26 protein-coding genes are annotated in these 24,916 nt (G+C 64.0%); 12 read left to right on the plus strand and 14 right to left on the minus strand.

The window, feature by feature from the left end:
• Positions 1 to 288 precede the first annotated feature (288 nt).
• From C493_RS05415 to infB, 6 genes are all read right to left on the minus strand, one after another.
• Entirely contained in the window at positions 289 to 615 is a 327-nt protein-coding gene (locus C493_RS05415; RefSeq protein WP_007258403.1) for a DUF7126 family protein, read from the minus strand.
• Entirely contained in the window at positions 612 to 1,529 is a 918-nt protein-coding gene (gene guaA, locus C493_RS05420) for a glutamine-hydrolyzing GMP synthase (RefSeq protein WP_007258404.1), read from the minus strand. The genes C493_RS05415 and guaA overlap by 4 nt, the downstream gene beginning before the upstream one ends.
• The gene (gene pyrG / locus C493_RS05425; RefSeq protein WP_007258405.1) at positions 1,529 to 3,232 is read right to left on the minus strand and encodes a glutamine hydrolyzing CTP synthase; all 1,704 of its coding nucleotides are present in this window, start codon (positions 3,230 to 3,232) and stop codon (positions 1,529 to 1,531) included. The genes guaA and pyrG overlap by 1 nt, the downstream gene beginning before the upstream one ends.
• A gap of 150 nt (positions 3,233 to 3,382) precedes the next feature.
• Positions 3,383 to 3,778, minus strand: coding sequence for a hypothetical protein (locus tag C493_RS05430; protein ID WP_049889154.1), 396 nt, complete (start codon positions 3,776 to 3,778; stop codon positions 3,383 to 3,385).
• Positions 3,779 to 3,858: 80 nt separating this feature from the next.
• Positions 3,859 to 4,068 carry a hypothetical protein gene (locus C493_RS05435; protein WP_007258407.1) on the minus strand — a complete coding sequence of 70 codons (210 nt, stop codon included), beginning with the start codon at positions 4,066 to 4,068 and terminating at the stop codon, positions 3,859 to 3,861.
• A gap of 123 nt (positions 4,069 to 4,191) precedes the next feature.
• Entirely contained in the window at positions 4,192 to 5,991 is a 1,800-nt protein-coding gene (gene infB / locus C493_RS05440) for a translation initiation factor IF-2 (protein ID WP_007258408.1), read from the minus strand.
• Between the two features lie 212 nt (positions 5,992 to 6,203).
• Here infB and C493_RS05445 point away from each other — a divergent pair, with 212 nt between their 5' ends.
• Together C493_RS05445 and C493_RS05450 are read left to right on the plus strand one after the other, a co-directional pair.
• Positions 6,204 to 6,449, plus strand: coding sequence for a PRC-barrel domain-containing protein (locus C493_RS05445; RefSeq protein ID WP_007258409.1), 246 nt, complete (start codon positions 6,204 to 6,206; stop codon positions 6,447 to 6,449).
• A 4-nt stretch (positions 6,450 to 6,453) separates the two neighbouring features.
• A complete protein-coding gene (locus C493_RS05450) occupies positions 6,454 to 6,912 on the plus strand; it encodes an NOB1 family endonuclease (RefSeq protein ID WP_007258410.1) in 459 nt (152 codons plus the stop codon).
• Positions 6,913 to 6,948: 36 nt separating this feature from the next.
• Here the strand turns inward: C493_RS05450 and C493_RS05455 are convergent, their stop codons facing one another.
• A complete protein-coding gene (locus C493_RS05455; protein ID WP_007258411.1) occupies positions 6,949 to 8,070 on the minus strand; it encodes a CPBP family intramembrane glutamic endopeptidase in 1,122 nt (373 codons plus the stop codon).
• A gap of 195 nt (positions 8,071 to 8,265) precedes the next feature.
• Positions 8,266 to 9,567 carry a hypothetical protein gene (locus C493_RS05460; protein ID WP_007258412.1) on the minus strand — a complete coding sequence of 434 codons (1,302 nt, stop codon included), beginning with the start codon at positions 9,565 to 9,567 and terminating at the stop codon, positions 8,266 to 8,268.
• A 217-nt stretch (positions 9,568 to 9,784) separates the two neighbouring features.
• Here C493_RS05460 and C493_RS05465 point away from each other — a divergent pair, with 217 nt between their 5' ends.
• On the plus strand, positions 9,785 to 10,237 hold the full coding sequence (locus tag C493_RS05465; RefSeq protein ID WP_007258413.1) for a response regulator: 453 nt from the start codon (positions 9,785 to 9,787) through the stop codon (positions 10,235 to 10,237).
• Between the two features lie 36 nt (positions 10,238 to 10,273).
• On the opposite strand, the gene C493_RS05470 is transcribed toward C493_RS05465, so the two are convergent.
• Positions 10,274 to 11,083, minus strand: coding sequence for a TrmB family transcriptional regulator (locus C493_RS05470; protein ID WP_007258414.1), 810 nt, complete (start codon positions 11,081 to 11,083; stop codon positions 10,274 to 10,276).
• A 732-nt stretch (positions 11,084 to 11,815) separates the two neighbouring features.
• Positions 11,816 to 12,382, minus strand: a complete 567-nt coding sequence (locus C493_RS05475) for a response regulator (protein ID WP_083912375.1) — start codon at positions 12,380 to 12,382, stop codon at positions 11,816 to 11,818.
• Positions 12,383 to 12,530: 148 nt separating this feature from the next.
• Between C493_RS05475 and C493_RS22990 the strand changes: the two genes are divergently transcribed.
• On the plus strand, positions 12,531 to 12,686 hold the full coding sequence (locus C493_RS22990; RefSeq protein ID WP_161606883.1) for a hypothetical protein: 156 nt from the start codon (positions 12,531 to 12,533) through the stop codon (positions 12,684 to 12,686).
• A 146-nt stretch (positions 12,687 to 12,832) separates the two neighbouring features.
• A complete protein-coding gene (locus C493_RS05485) occupies positions 12,833 to 13,306 on the plus strand; it encodes a DUF5812 family protein (RefSeq protein WP_007258417.1) in 474 nt (157 codons plus the stop codon).
• A gap of 337 nt (positions 13,307 to 13,643) precedes the next feature.
• On the opposite strand, the gene C493_RS05495 is transcribed toward C493_RS05485, so the two are convergent.
• On the minus strand, positions 13,644 to 14,306 hold the full coding sequence (locus C493_RS05495; RefSeq protein ID WP_007258419.1) for a helix-turn-helix domain-containing protein: 663 nt from the start codon (positions 14,304 to 14,306) through the stop codon (positions 13,644 to 13,646).
• Positions 14,307 to 14,434: 128 nt separating this feature from the next.
• On the opposite strand from C493_RS05495, the gene secF reads away from it, so the two are divergent.
• Positions 14,435 to 15,322, plus strand: a complete 888-nt coding sequence (secF, locus tag C493_RS05500) for a protein translocase subunit SecF (RefSeq protein ID WP_241430876.1) — start codon at positions 14,435 to 14,437, stop codon at positions 15,320 to 15,322.
• Positions 15,319 to 16,938 carry a preprotein translocase subunit SecD gene (locus C493_RS05505; RefSeq protein ID WP_007258421.1) on the plus strand — a complete coding sequence of 540 codons (1,620 nt, stop codon included), beginning with the start codon at positions 15,319 to 15,321 and terminating at the stop codon, positions 16,936 to 16,938. The genes secF and C493_RS05505 overlap by 4 nt, the downstream gene beginning before the upstream one ends.
• A gap of 74 nt (positions 16,939 to 17,012) precedes the next feature.
• Here the strand turns inward: C493_RS05505 and C493_RS24265 are convergent, their stop codons facing one another.
• Positions 17,013 to 17,117 carry a DUF7563 family protein gene (locus C493_RS24265; RefSeq protein WP_449289423.1) on the minus strand — a complete coding sequence of 35 codons (105 nt, stop codon included), beginning with the start codon at positions 17,115 to 17,117 and terminating at the stop codon, positions 17,013 to 17,015.
• Positions 17,118 to 17,916: 799 nt separating this feature from the next.
• On the opposite strand from C493_RS24265, the gene proC reads away from it, so the two are divergent.
• The 3 genes from proC to C493_RS05520 are packed head-to-tail and all read left to right on the plus strand — an operon-like array spanning position 17,917 to position 20,846.
• Positions 17,917 to 18,693, plus strand: a complete 777-nt coding sequence (gene proC / locus C493_RS05510; RefSeq protein WP_083912376.1) for a pyrroline-5-carboxylate reductase — start codon at positions 17,917 to 17,919, stop codon at positions 18,691 to 18,693.
• Positions 18,686 to 19,525 (plus strand): glutamate 5-kinase, encoded by an 840-nt coding sequence (proB, locus tag C493_RS05515; protein WP_007258423.1) that lies wholly within the window; start codon positions 18,686 to 18,688, stop codon positions 19,523 to 19,525. The genes proC and proB overlap by 8 nt, the downstream gene beginning before the upstream one ends.
• A complete protein-coding gene (locus tag C493_RS05520) occupies positions 19,518 to 20,846 on the plus strand; it encodes a glutamate-5-semialdehyde dehydrogenase (protein WP_049889155.1) in 1,329 nt (442 codons plus the stop codon). Before proB ends, C493_RS05520 begins: the two co-directional genes overlap by 8 nt.
• On the opposite strand, the gene rnhB is transcribed toward C493_RS05520, so the two are convergent.
• Together rnhB and C493_RS05530 are read right to left on the minus strand one after the other, a co-directional pair.
• Entirely contained in the window at positions 20,847 to 21,575 is a 729-nt protein-coding gene (rnhB, locus tag C493_RS05525; protein WP_007258425.1) for a ribonuclease HII, read from the minus strand.
• Between the two features lie 173 nt (positions 21,576 to 21,748).
• Positions 21,749 to 23,122 (minus strand): tRNA pseudouridine(54/55) synthase Pus10, encoded by a 1,374-nt coding sequence (locus C493_RS05530; RefSeq protein ID WP_007258426.1) that lies wholly within the window; start codon positions 23,120 to 23,122, stop codon positions 21,749 to 21,751.
• 149 nt (positions 23,123 to 23,271) lie between these two features.
• On the opposite strand from C493_RS05530, the gene C493_RS05535 reads away from it, so the two are divergent.
• Both C493_RS05535 and C493_RS05540 read left to right on the plus strand, forming a co-directional pair.
• Positions 23,272 to 24,435, plus strand: a complete 1,164-nt coding sequence (locus C493_RS05535) for a S1C family serine protease (protein WP_007258427.1) — start codon at positions 23,272 to 23,274, stop codon at positions 24,433 to 24,435.
• A gap of 223 nt (positions 24,436 to 24,658) precedes the next feature.
• Positions 24,659 to 24,856: a DUF7511 domain-containing protein gene (locus C493_RS05540; protein ID WP_007258428.1), complete on the plus strand. Its 198-nt coding sequence runs from the start codon at positions 24,659 to 24,661 to the stop codon at positions 24,854 to 24,856.
• The last annotated feature ends 60 nt before the right edge of the window (positions 24,857 to 24,916 follow it).

The raw sequence follows: 24,916 nt of genomic DNA on the forward strand, positions 1-24,916 counted from the left end.
TTGCTGGAAGTCGCGGGAACAGGCGGTGGATGCCGTGGGGTCTGCCCGTCGACCTCCATCTGAGTAGTGGGGCGACTCCCACTTCAACGCCGGCGATGGTACGAAGGCTTATGTCGAATTCGTGCGAGTTTAATTCGCGTTTACCCGACGCAATACGCCCTCGAGAACGTTTATCACGCCGGATCTGGTCGAAACGAGCGATTTCCGGGAGAAACGTCCCAACGAACGGGCATCCCAGCCGCTAGACGGCGTCTCAGCTTCGGCGCCGACGAACGGCCGACCGTCGGCTCAGTTGGCCAGTTCTTCCGCGACGATCGACGACGACATCAGCGCCGGATCGATCGCGAGATCCAACTGACCTTTCACGAACTCGGGTGCCGAATCCCGAGCGTAGACGACGGTCCGAATCTCGTCGGCGAGATCGCAGACGATCGGAATCGTCGTCGCTTGCCCGACGTCGGTCAGGACGTAGAGATCGGCCTCGAGGACGCCCGCCTCCTCGAGGGCGGGCCGGGAGACGACGCCCGTGAGTCGGGCGACGTCGGCGCCCTCGGCCTCGAGGGCGGCGGTGAGCTCGTCCTCGTCGGGACCGACGACGATCGCGCGCAGACTCATTCGTACTCGATCGTCGCGGGCGGTTTGTGCGTCACGTCGTAGACGACTCGGGCGACGTTCTCGTTCTGGCCGGTGATCCGGGACTGGATGCGCTGGAGCGTCTCCCAGTCGATCTCCTGGGCGCGGGCGGTCATCCCGTCCCGGCTCTCGACGGAGCGGACGGAGACGATCCACCCGTGAACTCGGTTGTCACCCTTGACGCCCGTGGCCTTGCCGACGACCGCGGCGAGGGCCTGCCAGGGCTCGTACTCCTCGAGTTCCTCCTCGACGACGTGACAGGCGTGGCGGGCGACCTCGAGTTTCTCCTCGGTGACCTCGCCGATGACGCGGACGGCGAGTCCGGGGCCGGGGAACGGCATGCGCTCGGCGACGATTTCGTCGAGGCCGAGGTGGCGAGCGACCTCGCGCACCTCGTCCTTGTAGAGGTCGCGGACGGGTTCGACGATGCCGTCGAAGTCGACGACGTCGGGGAGGCCGCCCACGTTGTGGTGGGACTTGATGCCGCCCTCGCTCTCGATGCGGTCGGGGTAGATCGTCCCCTGGACGAGGTAGTCCGCGTCGGCGTCTTTGGCCTCGCGCTCGAACTCCCGGATGAACTGCTCGCCGATAACCTTGCGCTTTTCTTCAGGGTCGGTGACGCCCGAGAGCGCCTCGAGGAAGCGGTCCTTGGCGTCGACGATTCGCAGCGACTCCATGTAGTCGAACGTCTCTGCGATCTGGTCGGTCTCGCCCTTTCGCATGAGGCCGGTGTCGACGTAGACCGGGGTGAGTCGGTCGCCGATGGCCTCGTAGGCGAGTGCGGCGGCGACCGAGGAGTCGACGCCGCCCGAGAGGGCGATGACGGCATTTGCGTCGCCGATTTCGTTGTCGATCTCTTCGACTGCGTCTGGAACGAACGTGTCGGTGTCTACCATCAGTGGGTTACCTCAGTTTCGGTGTCTGCATCGGCATCCGCATCCGCGTCCGCGTCGTTGCTCGAGTCGTCGTTCGTACGCTCGCGTTGCGCGAGAACGGCATCGACGAGTCCGAGGAACGGCGGGCTCGGCTGGCCGGGTCGCGACGTGTACTCGGGGTGGAACTGCGTCCCGAAGAAGAACGGGTGGTCGTCGAGTTCGAGGATCTCCATCCGGTTGCCGGCAGTGCCCGAGAACGTCAGCGGCTCGTCCTCGAAGTCGTCGAAGTACTCGGGGTTGACCTCGTAGCGGTGACGGTGGCGCTCCGTACACGAGGTGTCGTCGTACAGCTCGTACGCCAGCGTCTCGGGTTCGATAACGGTCGTGTGCTCGCCGAGTCGCATCGTCCCGCCCATGTCCTGGACCTCGTACTGCTCGGGCAGAATGTCGATGACCGGATGCGGCGTGTCCTCGACCATCTCCGCGGAGTGGGCGTCCTCGAGTCCGAGGACGTTCCTGGCGTACTCGACGACGGCCATCTGGAAGCCCAGACAGAGGCCGAGGAACGGAATATCGTTCTCGCGGGCGTAGCGGACGGCCTCGATCTTGCCCTCCGAGCCGCGCATCCCGAAGCCGCCGGGGACGATGATCCCGTCCATGTCCTCGAGTCGGCCGTCGTGAGCGTCGGCCATCTCGTCGGCCGACACCCAGTGGACGTTCACGTCGACGCCGACCTCGAAGCCGGCGTGTTTCAGCGACTCGTGGATCGACATGTAGGCGTCCTCCAGGTCGTACTTGCCGACCAGCGCGACGTCGACCTCGCCGTCCTTGTCGGTCGTGACGATCTCGCGCCACTCGTTCGCTCGCTCTCCCTCGGGCAGGGCCTCGTCGGCCATCCCGAAGTGCTCGAGGACGTACTGGTCGAGTCCTTCCTCCTCGACCATCAGCGGGACGTGGTAGACGTCTTCGACGTCGGGGTTCGAGAACACGGCCTCGGTCGGAATGTCACAGAACAGCGCGATCTTCTCTTTCGTCTCGGGGTCGAGTTTGTCCTCGCAGCGACCGACGATGACGTCGGGCTGGAGACCGATCGAACGAACCTCCTTGACGCTGTGCTGAGTCGGCTTCGTCTTCTGCTCGCCGTTTTTCGAGTACGGAACGAGCGTGACGTGCGTAAAGAGGACGTTCTCCTCGGGTTCCTCGTGGGCGAACTGGCGCAGCGCCTCGAGGTAGGGCATCCCCTCGATGTCGCCGACCGTGCCGCCGACCTCGATGATACAGACGTCGGTGCCTTCGGCGGCCTCCCGAATCCGCCGTTTGATGTCGTCGGTGATGTGGGGGATGATCTGGACGGTCTTCCCGAGGTAGTCGCCCGCACGCTCCTTCTCGATGACGTGCTGGTAGGTCTTCCCCGTGGTGATGTTGTGATCCGAGGTCATGTCGATGTCGAGGAACCGCTCGTAGTTCCCCAGATCGAGGTCGACCTCGCCGCCGTCCTCTAAGACGTACACTTCCCCGTGTTGGTACGGGTTCATCGTTCCTGCATCGACGTTCAGATACGGGTCGATCTTGACTGCGGTGACGTCGAAGCCGGCGTTGGTGAGGAGCCGGCCGGTGCTCGCGGCCGTGATCCCCTTGCCGAGTCCCGACATCACGCCGCCGGTGACGAAGATGAACTTGTTCCCCAGGGAGGGGTCATAATGAGTGTCCGATTCCGTCGGCATACCGAGTGTGAGCGCGACCGGTTGAAAACGATTTCGGGAACGGACCGCCACCGAGAGACGCTGTCATTCTCGCGCGTGACAGGTTGTCACCGAGTCGCCCCGTCGCTGAGTCACCCCGTCGCCACACCGACTCGCCGTCCGCCGTCGACGTCACGAGGACGGATCGTGGTCCTGGACGTCGACGACCGCAGCGTGCTCGAGTCGTTCGGTCCCGCCGTCCAGTCGCAACTGAATCGGGCGTCCGGGGAGGGTCGCGTACTCCGTCCCGCCGGCGTCGTCCGCCTCGCCGTTCTCACCGTCCGTCTCGTCCGGCGCCTCGAGGACGGAGAGGGCGGTGACGCCGTCGACGGTGACGGAACGGCGCTGGATCGGATCGTCGTCGTACTCGACGGTTTCCCACGTCTCAGCGCCTAACTCGTCGACATCGACGCCGAAGTACGACTTCGGATCCTGGTCGACCGCGTCTTCGGTCTGTGACTCACCGGTCGTCCGGTTGTCGTCGAACTGTACCTCCTCGTGTTTGTACTGATAAAGCTGGACGAGCACGGCGCGATACACCACCGGACGCGTGTTAATTGTTTCAGGGGAATACACAAGGTCGTTTCCAACACCGTCCGAACCATCCGTCAGGTCCCGTCTCGCGGGAGACCGCCGGACGCACTCAAGTGCTCGCCGCGACGGGAGAGGAAGACGAAAACCCACTGCGAGGCCGCGAGCACGACGAACGTCGCGGCGCTCGCGAGAAACAGGGGCGACGACTCGACGACGAGGCTGTAGAAGATGCCGACGCCGAGGACGACGTACGACACGACGAATATCCAGACGATCCGGTACATACGACAGACACGCTTCGAGAGACGATAACGGAATCGGCCGGGTTCGAAGAGTGCACGAATCGACGGACGAAACGGACTGGGAAAGCAACGCCCGACCAGCGGTCGAGTCGGAGCGACGGTCGGCTACTTGCCCCAGAAGGGATCGCGGCTGCGCTGGTTGTCGAGGTACATGTTCAGCGCCTCGAGTTCGTCGCCGGGGATCTCGTCGGCCAGTTCCTGCTCGAGAATCTTCGCGTGTTTCTCGGGGATCTCGATCCAGAGTTCGTCGTCCTCTTCGATCTGGCGGCCGACCGTGGGGCCGTCGATGGCGACCGAAACGCGGTTGCCCGCGCGGGCCTCGTCGACGTCCTCGCCCTGTTCCTGAATCCCTTTGACCTGTCCGACGCGGTTTGGCTCGTTGCCGTCGAACTTGACGACGTTCGCGTTGTTCTGGATCGTCCCGGCGTTTACCTCGACGCCGACGACCGCGGGATCGTTCTGGCGGAAGGTGTGATCCGGCAGGATTCGGAACCGAGCGGGTCGAGAGATGTTCTCGAGGATGGTATCCTGCTGGGCCTTCTCGATCCCTTCGACGTGGTCCTCGTACTCCTCGATGAGCTGGTAGATGACCTGGTCGGTAAAGACCGTCACGTCCTCGATCTCGGCGCGCTGTTTGGCGTCGCTCAACACGTCGACGTTGAAGCCCAGAATCGCCTGTTGTTTCGGATCCTCGGCCGTCGAGGCGACCGAGATGTCACGCGGCGCGACGTCGCCGACCTCCGCGCGGACGATCGGCACCTCGGCTTCGTCCAGGGCGTCGGCCATCGCCTCTAAGCTACCGAGCGTGTCGGCTTTGACGACGACCCCCTCTTCGGCGGTGTCGACTGCGATATCGGCGAGTTCGGCCTCGACCTCGCCGACGACCTCGTCGAGACTCCGATCGCGGACGACGCGAACCGGCGCGCCGGCCATCGCGTCCTCGAGTTCGGGCGCGGCGACCTTGATCCCGGCCGCGGCGCCGACCTCGTCGACGTTTTCGAACCGGCTCTCGGTTCGAATTTCGGCGAGCGGGCGGGGCTGAAGCAGGGCGCGAACTTCGGTGACGATCGGATCGTTCTGGCCCCCGACGACGAGCGTGTCGTCCTCGCGGATCGTCCCGTCGTAGAGGACGATGTCGACCGTCTTTCCGAACCCTTTCTCCTCTTTGACCTCGAGGACGGTGCCGACGCCCGGTCCGGCGACGTCGATCTCCATCTCCTCTTTCATGTAGCGCTGGGAGAGGCCCATCATGACGGTCAGCAGGTCGGGGACGCCCTCGCCGGTCATCGCCGAGACGGGGACGACGCCGACGTTGCGCTGGAAGTTCTGGACGCGCCAGTAGAGGTCGGCCGAGAACCCTTCGTCGGAGAGGTTGCCGATGATCTCGTAGAGGCTTTCGTCGAGTCGCGAGCTGACGCGGTCGGTCTGTGCCTCGTAGGTGTCGTTGATCGGCGAGTCCTCGTTAACCGACCAGCCCGGAACGGTGTCGATCTTGTTCGCCGCGACGATAAAGGGCGTCTGCGAGCGTTTGAGGATGTCCAGCGCCTCGAGCGTCTGGGGCTGGAAGCCGTCGTTGACGTCGACGACGAGGATGGCGATGTCGGCCAGTGCACCGCCGCGGGAGCGAAGCGTCGTAAAGGAGTGATGACCCGGCGTATCGATGAAGAGTAGGCCGGGCAGGTCGAAGTCGTCCGGGTCGACGAGCTCGCCGGCGATCGAGGAGATGATATCCAGCGGGACGGCCGTCGCTCCGATGTGCTGGGTGATCGCGCCGGCTTCGCCTTCGATAACCGCGGAGCCGCGAATTTTGTCTAGGAGACTGGTCTTGCCGTGATCGACGTGTCCGAGGACGGCGACGATCGGCGTCCTGAGAGATGTGTGGTCGCGCGTATCCGTATTCGACATGGTGAACCACCGAGAAGGTCTTATCTAAGGCGTCGGTAGAGCGGTAGTTAAACCCATCGTCATCCGCGTCCGCGATCGGGCGCCACGGGACACGACGGCCGGTCGAGCGCGCACTCGAGTCGACGACGCGAGGGTCGACCGCCCCGAGTGGGAGACGGATACTCGTCGCGTTCCCCGAGGATTTTAATACCGATTAGTAAATACGGGTATGCATGAGCGATATACTCGCTGAGAACCTCTCGGGGAAAGCCGTCATGGGTTCCGACGGCACTGAACTGGGACTGCTCTACAACATTACGATGGACCTCAAATCCGGCCAGCTTCACGACCTCGTCATCGAACCCGACGACGAGCTTCCGTCTCGAGCGGTCGACTTCGACCGCGACGACGCCGACCGCTTCCTGGTCCCCGTCAACCGCGTTCAGGCGGTCAAAGACTACATCGTCGTTCAGCGCTAACGGTATGTACGTTCTCGACTCCTCGGCGTTTATTCACGACTTCCACACGACAGAACAGACTGCAACGATCCCGCTCGTCCGCGAGGAACTCGAGGACGAGAGCGCCTATCGCTTCGACGCGATGGAAGGATCGGGGATGCACATCCACATTCCAAACGAGGACACCACCGAGAAGGTCAAACGGGCGGCCAAGGAGTCCGGCGATCTGGACGTCCTCTCGGATACCGACATCCGCCTCGTCGCCGCGAGCTTCGAACTCGACGCGACGCTCGTGACCGACGACTACGCGATGCAAAACGTCTCGGAGAAGCTACACGTCGAGGTCGAAGTGATCGCCCGCGACGGCATCGAAGAACAACGTCACTGGCACTACCAGTGTCAGGGCTGTGGCCGTGAGTTCGACGAGCAGAAGGACCGCTGTCCGATCTGTGGGTCGGAGCTGGCACGCAAGAATCCGTCGTAGTCCCCTCGAGACCGCCACCGTTCCGCGGTTGGTCGTTCACACGAGGACCAGCGCCACGACGACCGCGTTGTATCCGCCATGGACCAGCGCCGGCACCAGGAGGTTATCCGTTCGCTCGTAAACCGTCCCGAGAATCAGCGAGAGCACGAACAGGAGCGAGAGGCTCGCGAGGAGTTCACCCGCGCCCGCGGTCGCGTACGCTGGAATGTGAACGAGCGTGAAAACGACGCTCGTCGCGACGACCGCCCCGTAGCGAGAGAACGGCTCGTAGAGCGATTTCTGGATGACGTTTCGATACAGCAACTCCTCGGCCGGGCCGACGATCAACAGCATCGCCGGAATCACGACGAGCAGCAGGTCGGGGTTCTCGAGGATGTCCTCGGTCAGCGAGTGTTCCGACCCTTCGATGCCGGCGTAGCTCATGAGCGACGACATCCCGACGTTCGCGCCGAGGATCACCACCAGTCCGACGGCGATCCAGCTAATCGTCCGCAGAGTCGGTCGCTCGAGGTCGAGAAACGAGCGGTCCCGTTCGCGGAACGCGAGGTAGCCGAGCGAGACGGCGGTGAGACCGACGCCCATCGCGAGGTAGTTGATGACCGTCCACTGAAACTCCGACAGTTCGCCGAAGACGAGCTGGGCCGGCAACGCGAGTAACGCACCCGCAGCAGACAGGCTCAGGAGTCCAACCGCCGCGAGAATCGAGACTTCGATCAGCCACCTCGTCCGCTGAACCAATCCCTGGCCGGAGATGCCAGCGGATTCAGCGACCGCGGCGCTAACGGCACCGATGGCGACGAAAAACGCAAGAAAGAGCGTGGAGACCGACCACCCGAGCCCGGGTATCGAAATCGAACCGGTCGATCCGAGCGCGATCACGTAGCCCGAAAGCGCGACGACGGCGAGACTCGAGCCGGCGGCGACGGCGCCGCCGACGCGTCGCCCGAGACGGTCGTCTCGACGGGCGAGAAAGGCGCCGGCTGCGAGCAACGCCGCGACCGCGGCCGCGACGACGGCGACGTCGTCGACGCCGCTCCCGATCGAGAGGGCGAGCGCGACGAACGCGACGACCGAGAGGGCGGTACCCACGGCGGGGACGGTGGCGGACGAGACCGGGACGCCGTCGTCGGCGTCGGCGGCCCGCGCGGTATCGCTCATGTCTACTCCTTCGAGCGCGTCCCCATAGGCGAACCGAAAGCGGGCGACCGGCGACCGGAATCGGGTGGGCAGGGCATCGCCTCGAGCAGCGTGTAGGGGTTCTCGATGACCGGGTTGCGGGTACGGACGACGAAGCCGGCGCTCGAGCGCTTCAGCTGAATCGCTCGACCGGTCGAGGAGAGTCCCGAAGACGGCTTACCGCTCGATTCGAAGCGCCGTCTTCTCGGCGACGGCGTCTGCCTCCTCGAAGTCCCCGCCGCCTAGCAGGCCGCGGGTCGCCTTCTTCGCCCACTCGACGGCCGGCTGTTCGAAGGTGTTCACGCCGTAGAGTTCGCCGGCGAGCACCGTCGCGGCCTCCATCCCGTACAGCAGCCCGCCGAGTTCGTACTCGTCGACGCCCTCGAGTTCGATCCGGACGTTCGGCCGCCCCGCGGCCGCCAGACTCGCTTCGGTGGCCTCGAACTCGGCTTCGAGCAACTCGCCGAGACCGGTACCCCCGAGATACGACAGGTCCTCGACGTCGGTCTCGGGAATCTCCCGATCCTCGAGGTCGCCCGGCGAGACGAAGGTGACGAGCTTGTCCCGCGGCCCGGCCCGGTAGAGCTGTAACTGGGAGTGCTGGTCGGTCACGCCGAGGGCGCGGGCGGGCGTCTGGCCGAGGTCGTCCTTGCCGAGGCTCTCGGCCCACAGCTGGGCGAACCACTCGGCGTAGGTCTCGAGCGACTCGGCGTAGGGGACCATCGCGTTGACGCCGGCGCCGCGCTGGTCGAGCGCGTAGGTCGTCGCGCCGTAGGCGTAGGCCGGACAGTCGAACAACGATCCGGAGAGCGTCTCGGCTTCGGCGGCCGCACCCTCGAGGAGCGCCTCGAGGTCGTGACCGCAGACTTCGGCGGCGACGAGCCCGACGGCCGAAAGCGCCGAGAACCGGCCTGGGACGCCGTCGGGGACCTTCAGCGACGGCAGGTCGTGTCGATCGGAGAGCTCACGCAGCGGGCCGGCCTCGCCGGTGGTGACGATCGTGCGCTCGGTCCAGTCGACGCCCGCTGACTCGAAGGCCTCGCGAACGACGAGGAAGTTCGCCAGCGTCTCCGCGGTCGTTCCCGACCGCGAGACCACGTTGATCGCCGTGTTCTCCAGATCGAGTCGCTCGAGATGGCCCGTGATCCACTCGGGATCGACGTTGTCGAGGTAGATCGCCTCGGTGTCGCTTTCGTCGGCCAGCGCGTCCGTGATGGTCGCCGCGCCGAGGGCGCTCCCGCCGATGCCGACCGTGAGTAAGGCGTCGGCGTCGGCGACCGGCTCGACGGCCGATCGAATCTCGTCGGGATCGGTCCGCCGTGGCAGATTCAGCGCCTCGTAGCCGTGCTCGGCGTTTGCCATCCCGCCTTCGATACGCTCGTGAGCGTCCGCGACGTGTTCGTCCAGGCGCTCGAGAGAGTCCTTCGAGACGCCCGGCGACGCGACGGATGCCAGCGCGTTCCCGATGTCGACGTTCATAACCGAGAGAGCGACTGCCGGGGTCAAAGAAGTTCCGTCAGCCACCCACGAGTACACTCGTGGGCTTTCGCACTGTTGTCGCGTGATGCCGCGCGCAGCGGGTCTCGATGGAACCGTCGAAACGAGCCGAATACGGCGCTCACAACCGACGTGACCACCACTACATGTGTAGGGGCTAGCCTTACACCATCGACAGGTCTAGGACGACTCGAGCACAATGACTGCGCACACACCGAGCGAGCCGGTCGACATCCTGCTCGTTGAGGACAACCCGGGGGACGTGCGACTCACCAAGGAGGCGTTCAAATCGATCGACAGCGAGACCGAGTTCCACACCGTCACCGACGGCGAGGAGGCGACCAGATACTTCGACGTCTGCGAGACCGACATCGAAGGAACGAATCCGGACCTGATCCTGCTCGATCTGAACCTCCCCCGCGTAGACGGGTTCAGGATCCTGGAGATCCTTCGAAGCGAACTCGACTACCCGCCGCCACCGATCCTCGTCCTCTCGAGTTCGGAGACAGAAGAGGACATCACCGAAAGCTACGACCGGGCCGCAAACGCCTACCTCACGAAGCCGGATACGCCCGACGAGTTCGATTCGCTAGCACAGGCGATCGAGGACTTCTGGATCGAATCGGCGCGCCATCCGCCCGCACCCTCGTAACGGCCGATCGAGGAACGGCGGTCGTCTCGTCGTCGATCACTTTCCCGGATCGTTTATCGGCGGAAGACCCGCAGTCACTAACCGGCGCAGTAGTACGACGACGCCGTTTTGCAGCCCCTTTGCGAAGATCGCCTGCTCTTTCGTTTCGCCAGTGGACGGATAGTACGTGCCAATCAGGAGCGTCTCGCGATCGATCAGCAGAATTCGGCTGATCGCGACCTCGGTTTCGTCCTCGGACGCGACAAGCCAGTCCAGACCGGTCTCGAACACGCGGAAATCGGGGAGTCTCGACTCGAGTCGGTCGATAACCGCCTCCGACTGTCCACCGAGGACCACCGAGAGCTCTCGACCGGCGCTCTGCTCGAGGCTGTCGAACAGCGTCTCGGAGAGAACCGCTTCGTCGACGACGAGAAGCACGATTTCTGAGTCCGCCCGCTCGATGAGTTCGAACGTTCGTGATTCGATCGCCTCGTAGCCCGTCAGCGACCAGATTTCCTGGACGGAATCGTCCTCGTCCGTTCGCTGGACCTCGGTGTTCTTGAGGTGCGTTTCGAGGGTGTCGATCCGATCGTTGTACCGCTGTCGGAGGATCTGTGTCGCCTCGTTGATGTCTACGGCTCGGTACTGCTGTGGACTCGAGTGCTGGACCTCCACGAGACCCTGCGATTCGAGGACGCGAATCGCATCGTACACTCTCGTGCGCGGCACTTCGGAGATTTCGTGGATCTCCTTGGCCGTGCCGTTCGGCAACTGATTCAACGCTATAAAACAGCGTGCTTCGTACTCCTGCAACCCCAGATCCTGTAGCAGACTGATCGCTTCTGCCGTTGTTTCGTCCTGTGTCATGGCCCAACCACGAATTCGGATATCCGATCACCCAGAATACGGCTTGAGGGTGGAAAAGAATTCGTGTTTGATCGAACCGTCCTGCCGATATGGCCAGACTGCTGACTCGAACGGGGTGTTCACTCAGATTATCACACAAACTACTTAATGATACGTTCGATAGTAGGTACTGGTAGGTCTCGCGATGGCCCAACCACAGCGAGGCCTACCAGATACTCACCGCTCTAGTGACAAGTTAGTCCGCCGCGCCGATCTGTCGACACGGCCGCGGGGCGGGTCACGATTGCCTCGAAAATGACGTACAGTAGCCCGAAGCAGGGCTACGACAGTCATCCACGCTGTCGTCGTGAGTTTTCGGCTCGCGACGCTGTGCGGTCGCGTCTGTATTATGTATGCGGTACAGGGCGCTAAAACCTCGCCGCTCACGGCGGGGATACAGCGCCCGTCTTCGTTTCATTTTCACTGCGCATGGCGCATATTCACATCCACTCCGTTCGTTGAGATGGATGTGTGCGGAAAACTGGCAGTTGACTCGGTGTTTGCCCCGGCGAGAGCCGAAACCAAACACGTAAACCGACCGCGCCGACCGACACAAAACAAGATAACTCCAAGCCGTCACCACGGTAGGAGTACCGGCTTCGTGGCAGAGCCAGCGCCGTCGGTCGCAAACCGTAGCTTCCCGACCATCCGAATTGACGGGAGCAACAGAGGAACCTCGGGAAGCGTCGCTCGTTAGGGCGGCGAGGATGTCACATTACGGGGAGAACGGTGGCTGCACCCGACAAAAAGTGACGGAAAGAGTTCCCCACCCGTCGAGTCGGGGTGGATGTCACGCTGACGGGGAAGGAGCAATGCCTCCTCGACCCAGAAGCAGACGATCGCTTCGACGAACGTCGCGAATTTGTCATCGGACGTCGGTTTCGTGAGATAGGCGTTCGCGTTCGCATCGTAGCACCGAACGACGTCCGCACTCGACTCGGAGTCCGCAAGCACGAGCACCGGAAGCGGCCGTAACGCGTCGTCGTCCGTTATCGACTCGAGGAGGGAGCTACCGTGTCGATCGGGTACCGTCAGATCCAGCAACAAGAGATCCGGGCGTGTCGTCGATTGTGCGCCGTCCTGTGGGTGGAGAAACGACATCGCCTCGTTCTCGCTGTCAGCGGTGTGCAGTCGAACGTTGCGATCCGTCTCGATCTGTTCGAAGGCGGTCCGTATCTGCTCACGATGCTGTGGGTCGTCTTCGATGAGCAACACGTCAACCGGTTCGAACGAATGGGTATCCGGAGATATCGAGGACATACTACACTAATGCAACTGGGAAGGAATGTCGTCGCTCGAGAAACAGTTTCAGTACGGGTTCGATCGTCTCGAATTTTGGTCCGCGCTCGATTTCGTCGGTCTGCTGATTCCGCTCGATAAAGCCACACGCTTCGAGTTGTGGAAGATGATGGTGGCGTCGTGCGATCGCCACCGAACGGTCGCCGGCAGCGGCATCCGAGCGCTCGCCGAGACGAATCGGTTCATCGTCCATCACGAGACTGAAGAGGATCCGTCGTCGCTGTTCGTTCGACAGCGCCTCGAAGAGGTCATCGAGCACCCGTGACATGACCAGATCATTCGCAACCAGCGGTGTTAAGTCGCACACATTTTCATGATTGTCTGAGTTTTGATTAAGCGGGTGAATCAGTCTCGGCGTCGCCGCAACTGGAAGTCGAAACCCCGAAACCGATCCCCACCGTACGACCGCTCATGAGCGAGAAGACGGGTACGTTCGTCGTCACCCACGCCGAAAGCGAGTCGGCCGTCGTCCGCGACGTCGAGACCGCACAGGTCCACACCCTCGCCTCGAATCCCGGCCTCGAGGTCCACGACGTCCTCGAGGCGACCGTCGCGCCGGAGCCACCCCTCGAGGTGACCTGGGAAGTGATCGACGTCGGCGATCGACGGTCCATCGAACTGGTCGACAGCGACCTCGAGCCGACCCAACACGAGAAAGACCTCGCGGCCGACGCCGAGGTCGGCGATCTCCAGCAGGAAGAACGGGCCGGAACCGGGGAAATCCACGTCTTTTGCGTTCCCGAGGACGAAGTCGAGGCCGCGGCGACGGACGTTCTCGAAGACGAGGAGACCGTCGCCAGAGCCGCACGACTCGAGGCGGTCCGCGTCGAGGTTCGGCGAGCGCCCGACGCGGGCGTGCTGAGCGTGCGGTATCTCCCGGACTGACTACCGAGTAACCGAGTCGCATCCGCGTGCAACGTCGGACGCAAGCCGCCGTTTCGCTCAGTCGCGAGCGTACTCTTCGGCGGCGTGTTCCAGTTCCTCGGTTCGAAGGCTATTGAACGGCACGTCCTCCTCGATCGTGAGCTCGGCGACGCAGCCACAGCCGTAGCACTCGAGTACCAGCTCCGTCCCGTGGACGAGAACGGTGAACTACCCTGCCTACTCGCCGTCTTCGGCGGCTCCTTGAGGCAGGGGCTTCCTGCTTTGACGACGTTCTAATCCATATCGGGTCGGCGTTTCGACGGGTTCGGTGCAGTCGTCGGTGAGCCGGACTCGCTCGTCACTCGTCGTCCGGGTGGCTGATCGTCAGAGTGCTCCTGATGAGGTTCTTGTGACCGGCGTGGAATCGCTTCGAGAGCGCCTGTTGAGAGATTCCCAGCTGGGCTGCAAGCTCGCCCATCGTCACCGCCTGCGGAACGTCGTAGTACCCCGACTCGAGTGCCGTTAACAGCGTTTCGCGCTGTTTCGGCGTGAGATCGTACTGGGCACTGGCCATCGGCTGTTCCTGCGCTTTGAGCTGCGTGAGTTCGTACGGGATCCCGTGCTCCGCACAGTAGGACTGAAACTTCGAGAGTGCGTCACGGTCGTCGAATCGCATCCGTAGTTCCCAGTTTTCGGCCCGGCCGATCGCGTGGAGGATCGTTGCTCCGAGTTCGACGTAGGCGTAGACGAGGCTTTCGACGTTTTTCGTCCACTCGGCGCGATACAGTCTCGCGCCTTCGACCTCGTCGATCACGGCGGCGTTCGTGACGGACTCGTCCTCGCGAAACGCGGATTCGAACACCTCGTGATCGTCGCCGCTGACCCAGAAATACGGCATAACTCGATCCTCCATCGTCGCGACGACGCGCTCGATCTCGACGATCATCTCCGGGGCCGTCGTCAGCGCGTGATACAACGCGAAGTCATCCGCCTTGACAGAAAACTCTGCCACGATGCTCATAGCGCCCGTTCGTCGCCGATCGACATAGACTCGGCGACGGAAGATGTCGCGACGCCACTGTTCTCTCGAGAAAACATCCTGTAGAAATTGAGAAGGCTTACTTGAGGCGGGCGTCAGGAATGGGGTATATGGCGACTTTCGACGTACCGGAGTTCGATTACACCCGGTACAGCAACCGCCAGCTCGCGGCGGTGCCGCTCGCGGTCCTCGCGGTTGCGCTGCTCGTTCTCACCGGCTCGTTTCTCGTGACGGGAACGCCGGTTCAGTTGGGAATGGACTTCGCCGGCGGCTCGGAGCTGACGGTTCAGACGACCTCCTCCGAAGAGGAGATCGTCGAGGCGTTCGACGAGGAGCCCGAATCGATCCAGTCGGTGACCGCACCCGACACGGAGAACCAGTACATCGTACAGTTTACCTCGACCGATCTCGAGTCGCTGACTGACCAGGCCGAGGCGAACTTGGCACAGGACGGCGACGTCGACATCGTCCAACAGGAGTCGACGGTCTCCGAGAGCTTCGGCTCACAGACCCAGCAGACCGCGCTGCTCGGGATCGCCGTCGCGTTCGTCGGGATGAGCGTCATCGCGTTCTTGCTGTTTCGGACGTTCGTTCCGTCGATCGCGATCGTCGTCTCGGCGTTTTCGGACATCGTGATCCCGCTCGCGTTCATGACGGTCACCGGCATCTCGCTGTCGCTCGGGACCGTCGCCGCGCTCTTGATGTTGATCGGCTACTCGGTCGACTCGGACATCCTGTTGAACAACCACGTGTTGCGCCGGCAGGGTGACTTCTACGAGAGCGTCCAGCGAGCCACCCAGACCGGCGTGACGATGACCATCACGTCGATGTCCGCCATGCTCGTCATGGGCGTCGCCGCGTGGCTGTTCGGCGTCGAACTGCTCGCGTCGATCGGGATCATCCTCTTCGTCGGCCTCGCGGCCGACCTGATGAACACGTACATGTTGAACTTCAGCCTGCTTCGATGGTACAAATTCGAGGGGATTCGATCGTCATGAGACCGAAACGGTTCATCCTCGAGTACTGGCGGCTCATGCTGTTGCTCGTCTTCGTCGCCGGCGCAGGGATCGCCCTGTTCTACCCCGGCGGCGTCATCGCCGACGACGGCTACGTCGACGACGAGAGCCTCGACGACAACCCGACCAACCTCGAGTACGGCCTCGGCCTCGACGGCGGGACGCGTATCAGCGCGCCGCCGATCGGAATGACGGCCGAAGACATCGACGCCGGCGCCGTGAGCGACGACGGCGCGATCGACCGGGAGCGCCTCACCGAGATCGAGGACGCGCTGTACGACGAACTCGGCCTCGAGACCGGCGACGTGCGGGTCAGCGTCGACGACGGCGGCAGCGTTCACGCTGAAATCTTTACCGACGAGGTAAGCGAAGACGAGTTCGCCGCCGCGCTCGATGCCGCAGACGTCGAGGTCGATCCCGACGACGGCATCCGCGAGGGCGTCACGGAGGAGACGCGCGACGATATGATCGCGACGATCGACTCGCGGATCAACGCGGCCGGGCTCTCCGGCGGCGACGTCTACGAGTCGGCCCAACTCGGGGGCGCTTACTACGTCGTGACCGAGGTCCCCGACATGGACCCCGACGAACTCCGCGAACTGCTCTCCGAGCGCGGACTCGTCGAAGTGGTCGCCTACTACCCCGACGAGGACGGCAACCACACCAACGAGACGGTACTGGAGGGCGGCGACATCGCGGCGGTCGATCCGCCGCGGGCCGACGGCGGCGGATACGCCGTTCCGGTCGAGGTCGACAGCAACGCCGCACCCGAGTTCCAGGATCGGATGAACGAACTCGGCTTCACCGATCCGAACGTGGGGATGGGACAGTGCGGGCTCGCCACCGGCACCGACGGCGTCGACTTCGATCAGGCGGGCGAACACTACTGTCTCCTCACGGTCGTCGACGGCGAACCGGTCGACGCGCACTCGATGGGCGACCTCGCCGACGGTATGCGCGCCGAAACGTGGGACAGCGACCGAACGTTCCAGATGGGAGCACAGGACCAGCAACAGGCACAGGCCCTCTCCGTGAACCTCGAGTCGGGCCAACTGCCCGCGCCGCTGAACTTCGAGGACGAGCAGACGTACTCGCTGTCGCCGGCACTGGCGGATCAGTTCAAGCTCTACTCGCTGATCATCGGCGCGCTGTCGATCCTGACGGTGAGCGGCGTGGTCTTCCTGCGCTACCGCGACGTTCGGGTCGCGACGCCGATGATCCTCACCGCGATGTCGGAGGTGGTAATCCTGCTCGGCTTCGCGGCGCTGATACGCATGCCGCTCGATCTCTCCCACGTGGCCGGCTTCATCGCGGTCGTCGGGACTGGAGTCGACGACCTCCTCATAATCGCCGACGAGGTGATGGACGAGGGCGAGGTGAACTCCCAGAAGGTCTTCGAATCCCGCTTCCGGAAGGCGTTCTGGATCATCGGCGCCGCCGCGGCGACGACGATCATCGCCATGTCGCCGTTGGCCGTCCTCAGTCTCGGCGACCTGCAAGGGTTCGCCATCATCACCATCCTCGGCGTGCTGATCGGGGTCCTCATCACCCGACCGGCATACGGGGACATCCTCCAGCGGCTCCTGACGGACAAGTAGGGAGACGGCTCGAACCCTCGTCGTTTCTCGCGGTTTATCGCGGTTCGGATCGTCGTCTCCGCTCGTGGCTTCGCTCACCCGTCCCGACAGCGCGGACACCAGTCGACGGCGCCGTCGGTGCCGTAGACTCGAGCGAAGTCCAGCGAGACGGGTTCGTCGCAGTTAGTACAGATCGGCATGGGCAGAGACGAACGAAACACAGTGACGATTATATACTGAACAGGCGCAATACCACGTCGTTTACGGCGTGGATACGCGCCGTCACTTGGGAATCTATCCACGCAAGGCTGCCAATCTAAGAGTTAAATGTTAGCGTTAAAGTAGGTAGGCGACATACTGAGAGAGTAGGAATCGGGCTGGGAAGAGGGCGATTCCCACCAGTCCTACGATGGCGGCCTGTCCGCCCCAAGCAACCAAGCAGTAATCGGAACCAGTCGATGACCGCCGTACTCTNCCGTACTCTCACAGAGTACGAGTGGAGTTGACTGCTGCAAGCACGATTCAAAGTAACTCCAAGTCTGGTGACACTGACTCGACCCTCGCTGGGCAAAAACAACCACGAGGGTCGAACCTAGTCGAGGATAGGAGTACCGGGGGATTGGCACTCCCAGCAGCCCCACCCGTTACAGACCACGAGCATCCCTCTCAGATTCGTACTGGTTGGATGCTCGGTGGAGCTGTAAACCTAAAATCTCCAACGCTCAGGATTCCTCNTCGTACTGGTTGGATGCTCGGTGGAGCTGTAAACCTAAAATCTCCAACGCTCAGGATTCCTCCGTGTTCACGCGGAGGAGGATGTCAAGAGCAACGGGCTTGCGAGCGCAGCCGGTCGAGACGGGCTGTGTGAACGCGCTCGGCCATCACGTGTTCTCAATCGGGCGACGTGCGCTCACAGCGACGAGACGATTGGGCCGGAAACGGCCGGCGCCGATGCGAAAAGCCAAGTTGTATATTCGGCCAGTGGCAGTTCACACGGTAATGACTGCTGTGAGCGTTATCGGTTGCGGGAACATGGGGGGAGCCTTCCTGAAGGGGCTCTCCGAAACGGAGCAGTACACGCTGACGGCCTGCGACCTCGATCCCGAGGCGCGCGAGGCCGTCGCGCCCTACTGCGCGGAGACGACGGCCGATATCGACGTCGCCGCGGACGCCGACGTCGTCGTCGTCGCCGTGAAACCGAAGGTCATCCGGACGGTCCTCGAGGACCTCGAACTCTCGACCGACCAGACGCTGCTCTCGATCGTCGCGGGCGTCCCGACGGACCTCATCGAGCCCTACACGGACGCGCGAGTCGTCCGCGTCATGCCGAACCTGGCGGCGGAAACGGGGAATATGGCGGCCGCCGTGACGGCGGACACCGTCACCGACGAGGTCAGAGCCATCCTCGAGGCCGTCGGCGAGTACGTCGAAATCGACGAGTCGCAGATGGACGTGGCGACCGCCGTCAACGGCAGCGGCCCGGCTTTCGTCTTCTATCTCATCCAGGCGATGAAAGACGCCGGCGTCGAGGGCGGCCTCGAGGAGGAGCAGGCGACAGTCCTCGCCGCCCAGACGTTCAAGGGCGCGTCCGAAACCGTGTTGCGCTCCGAGAAGTCCATCGACGAACTGATCGACGCGGTCTGTTCGCCGAACGGGACGACCATCGAGGGGATGGACGTCCTCTGGGACAGCACCGCTGACGACGCGGTCGCCGACGCCGTACGGGCAGCCGAACGCCGATCCGCGGAACTCGCCGAAGAACGTACCGATGAGTGAGACACTGGAATACGACGAAATCGAACGCGCGAGAGAGCTGGCCGCCGACGCCGGACGCGTCGTCGTCAAGGCCGGAACGAACTCGCTGACCGACGACGAATCGAACCTCGACGACGACAAACTCGACAAACTCGTCGACGACATCGCGGCGCTTCACGAGCGAGGGAAAGACGTCATCCTGGTCTCGTCGGGTGCCGTCGGCGCCGGAAAGGGACGCGTCGGCTACACCGGCGAAACGGTCGAGGAGTCCCAGGCGCTCGCGACCGTCGGGCAAAGCTACCTCATGCGCCGGTACACCGAGAGCTTCGAGCGCTACGACCGGAAGATCGCTCAACTGCTTCTGACCCAGCACGACCTCGACAACCCCGAGCGCTTCACGAACTTCCGGAACACGATCGAGACGCTACTCGAGTGGGACATCGTCCCGATCATCAACGAGAACGACGCCGTCGCGACCCAGGAGATCCGGATCGGCGACAACGACATGCTCTCCTCGTCGGTCGCCATCGGCACCGACGCCGACCTGCTGGTCACGCTGACGGACGTCGGCGGCGTCTACACGGGCAACCCGAAGGAAGATCCCGACGCCGAGCGGATCGAGGCCGTCGGCCAGAACTACGACCGCGTCCAGACGATCATCGACGAGAGCTCCTCCAGTACGTTCGGCGGCATCCAGACGAAAGTCAAGGGCGCACGCGACGTCAGCGAGCACGGTATCCCGGCGGTCATCGCGCGGTCGACCGAGGCGGACATCCTCGAGAAAATCGCCAGTGCCAAGCCCGTCGGGACGCTATTCGTCCCTATCAACGGAGCCAGCGATGACGATGACTGAAAAAACAGCCACGACCAAAGTCCAGGAGGCACAGGCCGCCTCGCTCGAGCTCGCGACGCTCTCCGACGCCGAGCGAAAGCGTGGCTTGCACGCGATCGCCGACGCGATCGACGACAGCCACGAGGAGATTCTGGCGGCGAACGAGAAAGACGTCGAGGCGGGCGAGGAACTGCTTGCAGCGGGCGAGTACAGCCAGGCGCTCGTCGACCGCCTGAAGCTCTCCGAGTCGAAACTCGAGAGCATCACCGACATGGTTAGAAGCGTCGCCGAGCAGGACGACCCGCTCGGTGAGACCCTCGCCGCGCGACGCCTCGACGACGACCTCGAACTGTTCAAGGTCGCCGTGCCGATCGGCGTCGTCGGAACCATCTTCGAGTCCCGACCCGACGCGCTCGTCCAGATCGCCGCGCTCGGCCTCAAATCCGGCAACGCCGTCATCCTCAAGGGCGGCAGCGAGGCGAGTCACTCCAACCGGATCCTCTACGAGATCATCCGCGAGGCGACCGCCGACCTCCCCGACGGCTGGGCCCAGCAGATCGAGGCCCGCGAGGACGTCGACGCCATCCTCGAGATGGACGACTCGATCGACCTCCTCATGCCGCGTGGCAGTTCGGAGTTCGTCCAGTACATTCAGGACAACACGAGTATCCCCGTTCTCGGCCACACCGAGGGCATCTGTCACGTCTTCGTCGACGCCGAAGCCGACCTCGAGATGGCGACCGACGTCGCCTTCGACGCGAAAGTGCAGTATCCGGCCGTCTGTAACGCCGTCGAGACGCTGCTCGTCCACGCGGACGTCGCCGAGGCGTTCCTGCCGGAGATGGTCGAGCGCTACCGCGAGGCCGACGTCGAGGTTCGCGGCGACGACCGCGTCCAGGAGCTCGTCGACGTCGAAGCGGCCACCGACGAGGACTGGGCGACCGAGTACGGCGACCTCGTCCTTTCGGTCGCGGTCGTCGACTCCCTCACGGACGCGATCGGTCACATTACCCAGTACGGCTCGAAGCACACCGAGTCGATCCTCACCGAGGACGACGAGCGAGCGAGCAAGTTCATGCGCAGCCTCGACTCGGCGAGCGTCTTCCACAACGCCTCGACGCGCTTCAGCGACGGCTACCGCTTCGGTCTCGGCGCCGAGGTCGGTATCAGCACCGGAAAGATTCACGCCCGCGGCCCCGTCGGCCTCGAGGGGCTGACGACCTACAAGTACCACCTCGAGGGCGACGGCCACCGCGTCGCCACCTACGCCGGCGAGGACGCCAGGCCGTTCAGCCACGAGGAGTTCGACGGCGAGTGGACCGACGCGTCGCGGACGGAGTGATTAAAATTCGCCGAGGCCCGTCTGTTCAGCCTCGGCGAGCAGTTTTTCGCAGGTCGACCACGATTCTCGCGCACACACGGGTAACTCGCCGTGGTCGTCGACGTAGGCCTCGAGAAACGCCTGCGTGTTCGGATCGCTCGGATAGCCGCTGCCGACGGTCTCGTACGCGTCGTAGGCCGCTGACAGCGACTCCACGTGCGCGTCGCGTTCGACCTTGGCGACGATGCTGGCCGCGCCGACGATCGGCGACTCGTCGTCGGCGCCGTGGCGGGCCTCGAGGTCGAGGTCGATCTCGAGGGAGTCGGCGGTCGCGTCGGGAGTCGATGCCGCCCCGATCGAACAGGCGTCGTGGACTCGACGTGCGAAGCGCTCGGCGTCGGTATCACAGGCGTCACAGAGACCTGAAACGGGATTCTCGAGGTCGTCGTTCGACTCGCCCTCGAGTCCGGCGAGCGCCGCGTCGATCGCCTCGGCGTGGGCCGCGACGGCGAGCGAGTTCATGTCCGTCTCGGGGTCGTCGATGCGCCGCGTCGGAACTTCGGCGACGCCGACGCGGAGGCGGTCGTCGTCGCGGATCGCCGCCGCCAGTTCCTCGCGGCGCTCGGGCGCGAGTCGCTTCGAGTCGGCGATTCCTGCGGGGAGGTTGTCGGGATCCGGACAGTAGACCGCCGCGGCGAACATCGAGCCCAGCGCCGGTCCCTTGCCGGCTTCGTCGACGCCGAATGGCATGCCTCGAGGGTGCCTCGCCGGCGGCTAAACCGTTGCGTTGTTCGCTCGTCGTGGTCGGAACTGACACGTAGTCAGCGGCGGAAGCCGCCGTCATACGGATTACTGTCCGTCAGGTCCGGTGCACCCGCGACCCGGGCGGCGGTTGCGCCGGGACATCGGGACAGCAATCCGTCTCAATCGTCGTCCGCTGTCGATTCGCCGTCTTCGCGTGGTTCGTCGAGAAAGTACTCCTCGAGTTCGAAGGGCTCGTCTTCGCCCGCGACGCCGAGGACGTCGAGCGCCGTCACCTCGGCGTCGGTCTCGAGCACGCCGGCCAGACTCGGCTCGGTGCGGCCCTCGTCGCTGCTGATCAGTTCCTTGATGTAGAGGCCGCCCTCGCCGTGGATTCGAACCTCGGCCTCGGTCGGCCCGCGCAGTTCGCCGTCCGCGTCGTAGACGGTTCGTTCGCGCGTGAGGTCGGCTCGACGGTGGTCGACGCGCTGGGGCGTGTCCTGTTGCACGGTGGTACCCGACAGCTCCTCGAGTGCGTCTTCGAACTCCGTCTCGTCGACGGCATCGGCGAACTCGACGTCCGCGCGGTACTCCTTGCTCGCGTCGTGTTCCTTGACACGCTCGACCATCTCGTAGGTCGCGAGACGAAGCCCCTCGACCTCGACTGCCCCCTCCGCGGCCGCGTTGATCTCGCGCTCGAGCGTCGCGACGTCCGGATCCCGGATTGTGGGGCGATCGACCTCGAGGACGAACGGCCGGCCGCCCTCGAGCATGCGGGCGTCGACGTCCTCGCGGCCCGCGCCGTGGAAGGTGCCCTCCTCGCCGTCCATCGCGTCGACGACGTGCGGGCGGACGACCTGCTCGACGCTGGTGTCGTACATGTACCCCGAGCCGCCGCAGTAGTCACAGGGCTCTTCGCCGTCGTCGCCGAGCTGGACGCCGCTGCCACCACACTCCCGGCAGGGCCATTCCGTCTGGGGAATGTCCCGCTCCAGTTTGCGGTAGCGGCCGTAGACGAACGCGGCATTGACCTGCACGTCGACGGCGTGGCTCGTGACCGACTCGGCCTCGAGCGCCTCGAGCGGGTCGAACGCCTCGAGGTCGACGACCGCGAGGACGTCCGGACGATCGAAGTCGACGTCGGTGCCGGTCTTCGCGCCGACGCGACGGCCCACTTCGCGGTTGATCTCGCGTTTGAACGCCTCGCCGGCGTCGGGCTCGAGGGCGGCGTCCTCGCGGACGAGTCGGTCGTTCTCCTCGATCAGCGGCGGGACGCGGGAGCCGACCTGGTAGGTCGCGAAGTCGACGTCGGCGAGTTCGTCGACGATCGTCTCGGCGATGGCGTCGACGGTTCCCGAATACCCCTCACAGACCCAGCACTCGTCGGGGTCGTCGGCTTCGTAGGGCTCGTCGTCCTCGAGGGCGATCGTCGTCCGCAGCGCCCGGCCGCGCTCGGCGTTTTTCAGTCCGAAACTTCGGTCGGCGAACGGCCGACCCAGACAGGAGTCGCAAACGGGGCCCGTCTCGAGCAGCGCGCGGGCGTCGTCCGTGATCATGAACGGGAATCGGGGGGCCGCGGGTAACACGTTTTCCCTTCGTCAGTCCGGAACCGCGCTCGTACGCGGACTCGAACGCGAATATTCGAGCGAGGGAGACGCACGCTCGAGCAGGGAGGTTCAAATGGGTTCGATTCCAACCGCTCGACATGAACGGTTTCCGAACGGATCGTCGCGACTTCCTCGCGCTCGTTGGGGCCGGCGTCGCCGGATCGCTCGCCGGCTGTGCGGAACCCTCCGCAGACGACGACTCGGAGGCGAACTCGCCGTCGCCGATCGGCCAGCGAACGCTCGCCGAGGGGTCGGAGTACACCGACGTCTACGAATCCGTCATCGACGCCGTCACACAGGTTCGTGCGATGGGGATCGTCGACTCCCCCTTCGGCGGCGGCGAAGGCCAGGGCTCCGGCTTCCTTTTCGACGAGACGCACGTCGTCACGAACGAACACGTCGTCGCCGGCGCCGACGACGTCGACCTGCAGTACGTCACCGGCGACTGGACCGACACCACCGTCGTCGGAACGGACCACGACAGCGATCTGGCCGTCCTCGAGGTCGACCGCGTCCCCGACGAAGCGACGCCGTTGTCGCTCTCGACCGACCGGCCCGTCGTCGGACAGGAGGTGCTCGCCATCGGCAACCCCTACGGACTCGAGGGGACGATGACCACCGGCGTCGTCAGCGGCGTCGATCGAACGCTCGACTTTCGAGACCGGAATTTTTCCTTCCCGAACGTGATCCAGACCGACGCCGCCGTCAACCCCGGCAACAGCGGCGGCCCGCTCGTCGACCTCGAGGGGGACGTCGTCGGCGTGATCAATGCCGGTGGCGGCGACAACATCGGCTTCGCCATCTCGGCGGCGTTGACCTCCCGGGTCGTTCCAGCGCTCATCGAGTCGGGCGAGTACGACCATCCGTACCTGGGGATCGGACTCGCGACCGTCGACAAACCCATCGCCGAGGCGAACGACCTTCCCGAAACGACGGGAATCGTCGTCACCGACGTCGAAAGCGGCGGTCCCGCAGACGGCGTCCTCGAGGACGCGACGCCGAGAACGAGCGACGGCGTCCCGACCGGCGGCGACGTCGTCTTCGCCATCGACGGCGAACCGATCCCGGACCGTCACGCGCTCTCGACCTATCTCGCGCTCCGGACGAGTCCGGGCGAGACGATCGACCTCGAGTGCTGGCGCGACGGTTCGGAAACGACCGTGTCGATGACGCTCGGCGCACGACCGCAACCCAGCGGTTCGGGCGGGTTCGGTACCCGCGGGGTGTTCGAAGAGACCGCAGAACGCGACTCGAGCGTTTGAAACGGTTTCTTAACCCGCCTGTTTTGTCCGGTCTCGACGTCGATCCGTCCGTAACCGGCCCGTACACGTCAGTTCTCGTTTCGATCTCAGACTCGTGATGTGTTCGATTACACTGAGAGTAAACCGTTCGTGACAATCCTCGATGAACAGGTTAGCAACGAGATAACAATAGGTGAGCTACTGGAAGAACGGAGTAGAGCGATCACTGAATCGCCCGTCATCTATGACCCCGGACATCGACACCCCTATCGAGACGCCGACCGATGAATCGTCGATCGAACTCGATCACGCGCTGATCGAGAACGAAGATGCTCCCGACGAATGTGCACTCTTTCCGCGGGAGGTCAGCGAAGACGAACTCAGCACCGCCTGGATCGTCGCCCACGACGACGGATTCGTCTCGCTGGACACGATGCGTTGAGGCCACGACGATGCACCTCGGACACTCCGTTACCGCTGTCTCTTATACACATCTCTGAGC

This window comes from Natronolimnohabitans innermongolicus JCM 12255 (assembly GCF_000337215.1).
Classification (GTDB): domain Archaea; phylum Halobacteriota; class Halobacteria; order Halobacteriales; family Natrialbaceae; genus Natronolimnohabitans; species Natronolimnohabitans innermongolicus.

Bases quoted from the DNA above. Each gene is read 5' to 3' on its own strand.
- C493_RS05415 (WP_007258403.1), bottom strand. From the start codon at position 615: ATGAGTCTGCGCGCGATCGTCGTCGGTCCCGACGAGGACGAGCTCACC.
- guaA (WP_007258404.1), bottom strand. From the start codon at position 1,529: ATGGTAGACACCGACACGTTCGTTCCAGACGCAGTCGAAGAGATCGAC.
- pyrG (WP_007258405.1), bottom strand. From the start codon at position 3,232: ATGCCGACGGAATCGGACACTCATTATGACCCCTCCCTGGGGAACAAG.
- C493_RS05435 (WP_007258407.1), bottom strand. From the start codon at position 4,068: ATGTACCGGATCGTCTGGATATTCGTCGTGTCGTACGTCGTCCTCGGC.
- infB (WP_007258408.1), bottom strand. From the start codon at position 5,991: ATGTCGAATACGGATACGCGCGACCACACATCTCTCAGGACGCCGATC.
- C493_RS05445 (WP_007258409.1), top strand. From the start codon at position 6,204: ATGAGCGATATACTCGCTGAGAACCTCTCGGGGAAAGCCGTCATGGGT.
- C493_RS05450 (WP_007258410.1), top strand. From the start codon at position 6,454: ATGTACGTTCTCGACTCCTCGGCGTTTATTCACGACTTCCACACGACA.
- C493_RS05455 (WP_007258411.1), bottom strand. From the start codon at position 8,070: ATGAGCGATACCGCGCGGGCCGCCGACGCCGACGACGGCGTCCCGGTC.
- C493_RS05460 (WP_007258412.1), bottom strand. From the start codon at position 9,567: ATGAACGTCGACATCGGGAACGCGCTGGCATCCGTCGCGTCGCCGGGC.
- C493_RS05465 (WP_007258413.1), top strand. From the start codon at position 9,785: ATGACTGCGCACACACCGAGCGAGCCGGTCGACATCCTGCTCGTTGAG.
- C493_RS05470 (WP_007258414.1), bottom strand. From the start codon at position 11,083: ATGACACAGGACGAAACAACGGCAGAAGCGATCAGTCTGCTACAGGAT.
- C493_RS05475 (WP_083912375.1), bottom strand. From the start codon at position 12,382: ATGTCCTCGATATCTCCGGATACCCATTCGTTCGAACCGGTTGACGTG.
- C493_RS22990 (WP_161606883.1), top strand. From the start codon at position 12,531: ATGGTGGCGTCGTGCGATCGCCACCGAACGGTCGCCGGCAGCGGCATC.
- C493_RS05485 (WP_007258417.1), top strand. From the start codon at position 12,833: ATGAGCGAGAAGACGGGTACGTTCGTCGTCACCCACGCCGAAAGCGAG.
- C493_RS05495 (WP_007258419.1), bottom strand. From the start codon at position 14,306: ATGAGCATCGTGGCAGAGTTTTCTGTCAAGGCGGATGACTTCGCGTTG.
- secF (WP_241430876.1), top strand. From the start codon at position 14,435: ATGGCGACTTTCGACGTACCGGAGTTCGATTACACCCGGTACAGCAAC.
- C493_RS05505 (WP_007258421.1), top strand. From the start codon at position 15,319: ATGAGACCGAAACGGTTCATCCTCGAGTACTGGCGGCTCATGCTGTTG.
- C493_RS24265 (WP_449289423.1), bottom strand. From the start codon at position 17,117: ATGCCGATCTGTACTAACTGCGACGAACCCGTCTCGCTGGACTTCGCT.
- proC (WP_083912376.1), top strand. From the start codon at position 17,917: ATGACTGCTGTGAGCGTTATCGGTTGCGGGAACATGGGGGGAGCCTTC.
- proB (WP_007258423.1), top strand. From the start codon at position 18,686: ATGAGTGAGACACTGGAATACGACGAAATCGAACGCGCGAGAGAGCTG.
- C493_RS05520 (WP_049889155.1), top strand. From the start codon at position 19,518: ATGACTGAAAAAACAGCCACGACCAAAGTCCAGGAGGCACAGGCCGCC.
- rnhB (WP_007258425.1), bottom strand. From the start codon at position 21,575: ATGCCATTCGGCGTCGACGAAGCCGGCAAGGGACCGGCGCTGGGCTCG.
- C493_RS05530 (WP_007258426.1), bottom strand. From the start codon at position 23,122: ATGATCACGGACGACGCCCGCGCGCTGCTCGAGACGGGCCCCGTTTGC.
- C493_RS05535 (WP_007258427.1), top strand. From the start codon at position 23,272: ATGAACGGTTTCCGAACGGATCGTCGCGACTTCCTCGCGCTCGTTGGG.
- C493_RS05540 (WP_007258428.1), top strand. From the start codon at position 24,659: ATGACCCCGGACATCGACACCCCTATCGAGACGCCGACCGATGAATCG.